General features: G+C 68.4%; 5 protein-coding genes. 1 reads left to right on the top strand and 4 read right to left on the bottom strand.

The window, feature by feature from the left end:
• Nucleotides 1-199: 199 nt before the first annotated feature.
• Genes SFU54_RS00695 through SFU54_RS00685 form a run of 3 tightly spaced genes read right to left on the bottom strand, consistent with a single transcriptional unit; the run spans nucleotide 200 to nucleotide 3,217 of the window.
• Complete coding sequence (locus tag SFU54_RS00695) at nucleotides 200-1,327, bottom strand: Mrp/NBP35 family ATP-binding protein (protein WP_319014401.1); 1,128 nt, start codon at nucleotides 1,325-1,327, stop codon at nucleotides 200-202.
• Nucleotides 1,324-1,926, bottom strand: a complete 603-nt coding sequence (locus SFU54_RS00690) for a DUF1003 domain-containing protein (protein ID WP_413466531.1) — start codon at nucleotides 1,924-1,926, stop codon at nucleotides 1,324-1,326. Before SFU54_RS00690 ends, SFU54_RS00695 begins: the two co-directional genes overlap by 4 nt.
• Nucleotides 1,913-3,217, bottom strand: a complete 1,305-nt coding sequence (locus SFU54_RS00685) for a magnesium transporter MgtE N-terminal domain-containing protein (RefSeq protein WP_319014400.1) — start codon at nucleotides 3,215-3,217, stop codon at nucleotides 1,913-1,915. Before SFU54_RS00685 ends, SFU54_RS00690 begins: the two co-directional genes overlap by 14 nt.
• A gap of 35 nt (nucleotides 3,218-3,252) precedes the next feature.
• Between SFU54_RS00685 and SFU54_RS00680 the strand changes: the two genes are divergently transcribed.
• On the top strand, nucleotides 3,253-3,861 hold the full coding sequence (locus SFU54_RS00680) for a general stress protein (RefSeq protein WP_319014399.1): 609 nt from the start codon (nucleotides 3,253-3,255) through the stop codon (nucleotides 3,859-3,861).
• A gap of 13 nt (nucleotides 3,862-3,874) precedes the next feature.
• Here the strand turns inward: SFU54_RS00680 and SFU54_RS00675 are convergent.
• A partial coding sequence (locus SFU54_RS00675; protein WP_319014398.1) for a M24B family metallopeptidase occupies nucleotides 3,875-4,949 on the bottom strand: 1,075 nt, incomplete at its 5' end.

Here is a 4,949-nt window from a genome sequence, read left to right as displayed (position 1 = left end):
CGCGACGGCTACCGTCGCGTTCCCGCGACGCAGCGCTGAGCACTGCGCCAGACGGCGCCTTCGTCAACGGCCGTCGGACCTCGTTCTCGCCTTTCCAGGGGCGGGCACGGGATCCGGCGGCCGTTGTCGTGTCGCGGCGGTAGTGCGCCTGCACAGGTCAGCCAGCGCGGGCTGAGTCCGTGCGCGCGACAGCGGGCGATCAGCGCGGGCTGAGGCCGAGTTTGCGGCCCGCGAGTCCGCGGCCGCGCTTCGCGAGTTCGGTGGCGAGTCGCGTGATCGCGTCGCCCGCGGTGTCGCCCGGTCGCAGCACGATGGGGTCACCCGCGTCGCCGCCTTCGCGCAGCGCGATGCTGAGCGGAATCTGCGCGAGCAGCGGCACCTCAAGGCGCGCCGCCGTTTCGGCGCCGCCGCCCGAACCGAAGAGTTCGAGCACGCTGCCGTCGGGCTGAGCGAGCCCCGCCATGTTCTCGACGACGCCGATGACCGTCTGGCCGGTCTGGCGGGCGACGAGTCCTGAGCGTTCGGCCACATCGGCCGCCGCCCGCTGCGGCGTTGTCACGACGAGCACCTCGGCATGCGGCAAGAGCTGCCCGGCTGAGATTGCCACATCCCCCGTGCCGGGCGGCATGTCGAGCAGCAAGACGTCGATGTCACCGAAGTGCACGTCGGTGAGAAACTGCTGCACCGTGCGGTGCAGCATGGGGCCACGCCACGAGACGGCGGTGCGCGCATCCACAAACATGCCGATCGAGATGACGGCGACGCCGTGTGCCCGTGGCGGCATGATGAGCCCGCCGACCTGCGTCGGCTTGGCGTCAGCGATGCCGAGCAGGCCCGGAATCGAGAAGCCGAACACGTCGGCATCGACGAGGCCTACGCTCAGACCCTGGCCCGCGAGAGCGACCGCGAGGTTCGCGGTCAGGGTCGACTTGCCGACGCCGCCCTTGCCGCTCGTGACGGCGATGACGCGCGTGAGCGAGTCGGCCGTGAACGGGTGGCCCGTTGGCCGGTCGCCGCGCAAGCGGGTGATGAGAGCGTCGCGCGTCGCGGCATCCATGACCCCGACGTCAACTGACACCTCGCCGACGCCCGCGACCGTGGATGCTGCGGCCCGCACATCGCGTTCGATTGCGCTCGCGGCGGGGCAGCCGACAATCGTCAGCCGGAGGTCGATCTCGACGCGGTCGCCCTGCGCGCTGACGCGCGGCACCATGTCGAGCTCGGTGATGGGCCGCCGAATCTCGGGATCGATGACCCGCGCGAGCGCCGCCCGCACCGCGATAGCGAGCGGATGCTGCTCGGCGTCGCTCGACGTCGGCCCCGTCATTGCTCGCGGGCGTTGCGCGCGAGGTCGTCGACGGCCGCAGCCTCGGCCTGCGCGACGTTGTCGTCGTCGCGACGATCAAGCTCGTCGAGCAGGGCGCGCAACTCAGAGCGCAAGAACTCTTTCGTGGCCACGTCTTTCATCGCCAGCCGCAGAGCAACGACCTCGCGGGCGAGGTATTCGGTGTCGGCAAGGTTGCGTTCGGCGCGCTGACGGTCTTGTTCGATCTGCACGCGGTCGCGGTCGTCTTGACGGTTCTGCGCGAGCAGGATCATCGGAGCGGCGTACGAAGCCTGCAACGACAAGATGAGGGTCAAGAGCGTGAAGTTGAGCGCGCGCGGGTCGAACTGAGCCTCGGCGGGCGCGACGGTGTTGTAAACGAGCCACACGGTGACGAACACCGACATGCCCACGAGAAACCACGGCGTGCCCATGCCGCGCGCAAACGCCTCAGAGAACCGCCCCATGCGGTCGTTGCCGCTCGAGAGCCGAACGAACGGAGTGCGCATGCCCTTGGGCGAGTCGAGGCGGATGTCGGTGCGTGCCGAGCTGGTCGGCGCCGACCGGCGGCCGAACAATCCACGCGTGTCACGCTGTGCCATTGCTCGCCCTCCTCACCGCGGCAGCACCCCGCTTGCGCGGGGGAACGGGCGTCGAATCGTTGTCGGCACTACGCCAGTCATCCGGCAGCAGGTAGTCGAGCACGTCGTCGATCGTGACGACGCCGACGAGCCGGTGCGCTTCGTCCACAACGGGCAACGAGACGAGGTCGTAGCTTGCGAGACGCCGAGACACTTCGGCCGCCGAGGTCTCGGGGCTTACGGGCTCGACGCTCTTGTCGAGCAGGGTGCCGAGGCGTTCGTGCGGCGGGTAGCGCAGCATCCGTTGAAAATGCACCATTCCCAAGAAGCGGCCCGTGGGCGGCTCATAGGGCGGCAGGGTGACACAAATGGCCGCACCGATGGCGGGCGCGAGCTCGTGGCGGCGGATGAGCGCCAGACCTTCGGCCACCGTGGCGTCGGCCGACACGATGATCGGCTCGGTGGTCATGAGACCACCCGCGGTGTCGGCGTCATACGAGAGCAAGAAGCGCACATCTTCGGCCTCTTCGGGCTCCATGAGGTCGAGCAACGCCTCACCGCGCACCGTCGGCAGCTGAGCGATGAGGTCGGCAGCGTCGTCGGGCTCCATCTGATCGAGCACGTCGGCGGCACGTTCGTCGTCGAGGCGCGACAGAATCTGCACCTGCTCGGCCTCGGGCATCTCTTCGAGGGCGTCGGCGAGGCGGTCGTCAGACAGCTCTTCGGCAACCTCGATGCGACGCGCTTCGGGCAGTTCGAGCAGCGAGGTCGCGAGGTCGGCAGGAAGCAACTCGTTATAGGTGGCCACGAGCTGCTCTGCACTTTGCGGTTGGTCGGTGGCGGCATCTTCGACGACGTCGCTCCACCGGGCAAACAACGTGGGACCCTTCGAGAAGGGCGAGGGGCTCGTGCGGGGCTTGCGCACGAACAGCTGGTCGACCGTCCACTCGCCCGGGCCCGATTCGATGATCGCGACGTCTTCGATGGTCGCAGCGCCGCCTCCGTCGCGCAGCGTGACGGTGCGCCCGACGAGTTCGGCAAGCACGCGCACTTCACCGCCGCGCTGGGCGAATCGGCGCAGGTTGATGAGGCCCGTCGTGATCACTTGGCCGCCGCTCATGCTCGTCACGCGGCCGATCGACAAGAAGACACGGCGACGGCCGGGAACCTCGACGACCAGGCCCACAACGCGCGGAGGGTCATTGCGTCGGTACACCACAAGAGCATCACGAACCCGACCAACACGGTCGCCCGCGGGGTCGAAGACGGCGCACCCCGACAGGCGCGCGACGAAGACTCTTGCGGTGCTCACGGCTCAACCATATCCCGCACTGTCAGAATGGCTCGGTGAGCAATTCGAGCCCTTTTTCCCGGCGGTCGTCGTCGTTAACGACCGTGCCCCGCGGCGACGTGCTGGGGGAGTACGAATCGTATGTCGAAGCCCAGAAGGTGATCGATCGCCTCGCGAAAGCAGACTTTGCCATCAGTGGCATGGCAATCGTGGGCAGTGACCTCAAGACCGTCGAGCGCATCACGGGCCGACTTTCGTATGGCCGCGCGGCGCTCGCCGGGGCCGCGAGCGGAACCTGGCTGGGCCTCTTCTTCGGGCTGCTCATCTTTGTGTTCTCGCCGACGCCCGATTTCTCGACCGTGCTCGCCGCCGGACTCATCGGCGCGGGCTTCGGCATGATCTTCGGCATCATTTCGTACTCGATCGGGCGTCGTCGTCGCGACTTCAGCTCAACCCAGCAGGTCATGGCGAGCACCTACCAGATCATCATCGACCCGAGCCAGACCGCGAAGGCTCGACAGGCTCTCGCGGGTGGCTCGAGCTGGCCGCCGCCGCTGCCGCCTGCGGCTCCTGCCGAGCCCGCGGCCGACGCGTCGGCCGAGGAGAAAGCCAGCGAGAAAGCCAGCGAGCGGGCCGACAACGACCAACCGGCCGCGAAAAGCTAGTGCGCCCGCGGGGCTATCGGCCGCGCATCCATTCTTCGACCTCGTCGGCTGTGCGCGGGATGCCCGCTGACAGGTTCTCGGCGCCGTCGGCCGTCACGAGAATGTCGTCTTCAATGCGCACGCCAATGCCGCGGTATTCCTCGGGAACCGTGAGGTCGTCGGGCTGAAAGTAGAGGCCGGGTTCGATCGTGAACACCATGCCGGCTTCGACGATGCCGTCGGCGTAAAACTCGCGTCGCGCTTGCCCGCAGTCGTGCACGTCGAGGCCGAGGTGGTGCGACGTGCCGTGCACCATGTAGCGGCGGTGATAGCCCGCATCGGGCGCGAGGCTCTCTTCGGCCGAAACGGGCAAGAGCCCCCACTCGGCGGTCTTCGCCGCGATGACCTGCATCGCCGCCGTGTGCACCTCTTTGAAGCGGATGCCCGGCTTCACAATCGCGAACGCCGCGTCGGCCGCCTCGCGCACGGCCTCGTACACCCGACGCTGCACGTCAGTGAAGGTGCCTGACACCGGAAGTGTGCGGGTGATGTCGGCCGTGTAGTAGCTCTCGAGCTCGACGCCCGCGTCAATGAGAATGAGGTCACCCGGCACGACGGGGCCATCGTTGCGGGTCCAGTGCAAGATGCACGCGTGGGGGCCGCTTGCGGCGATCGTGTCGTAGCCGACGGTGTTGCCCTCGGCGCGCGCCCGGCGGTTGAACGTGCCCTCGACGAGTCGTTCGCCGCGCGCGTGCGCGACGATCTGCGGCAGGTCGGTGATCACGTCGTTGAAGCCCTGTTGCGTTGCCGCAACAGCCCGGCGCATTTCGGCGATCTCGAAGGCGTCTTTCACGAGCCGCAGCTCGCTGAGGTCGCGCGCGAGTTCGTCGTCGCGCACGGTGTCGACGTCAGCGGCTCCCGCGAGCAGTCGGGCGGCGTCGAGCTGGTCGGTCAGCGCGCGGTCGGCCTCGCGCACGATGAGCGCGTCGGCTGTGAGAGCCGCGTCAAGCGCCGCGAGCCCGGCCGTGGCGAGTCCGAGGTCGACCGCGACGTCGGCGAGCGAGGGGCGCGGGCCGGTCCAGAACTCCCCAATCTCGGGGTTGGCGTAG

This window comes from Microcella sp. (genome assembly GCF_033763155.1).
Classification (GTDB): Bacteria; Actinomycetota; Actinomycetes; order Actinomycetales; family Microbacteriaceae; genus Microcella.
This window is presented reverse-complemented; position numbering and strand designations above follow the sequence as displayed.

Bases quoted from the DNA above. Each gene is read 5' to 3' on its own strand.
- SFU54_RS00695 (WP_319014401.1), bottom strand. From the start codon at position 1,327: ATGACGGGGCCGACGTCGAGCGACGCCGAGCAGCATCCGCTCGCTATC.
- SFU54_RS00690 (WP_413466531.1), bottom strand. From the start codon at position 1,926: ATGGCACAGCGTGACACGCGTGGATTGTTCGGCCGCCGGTCGGCGCCG.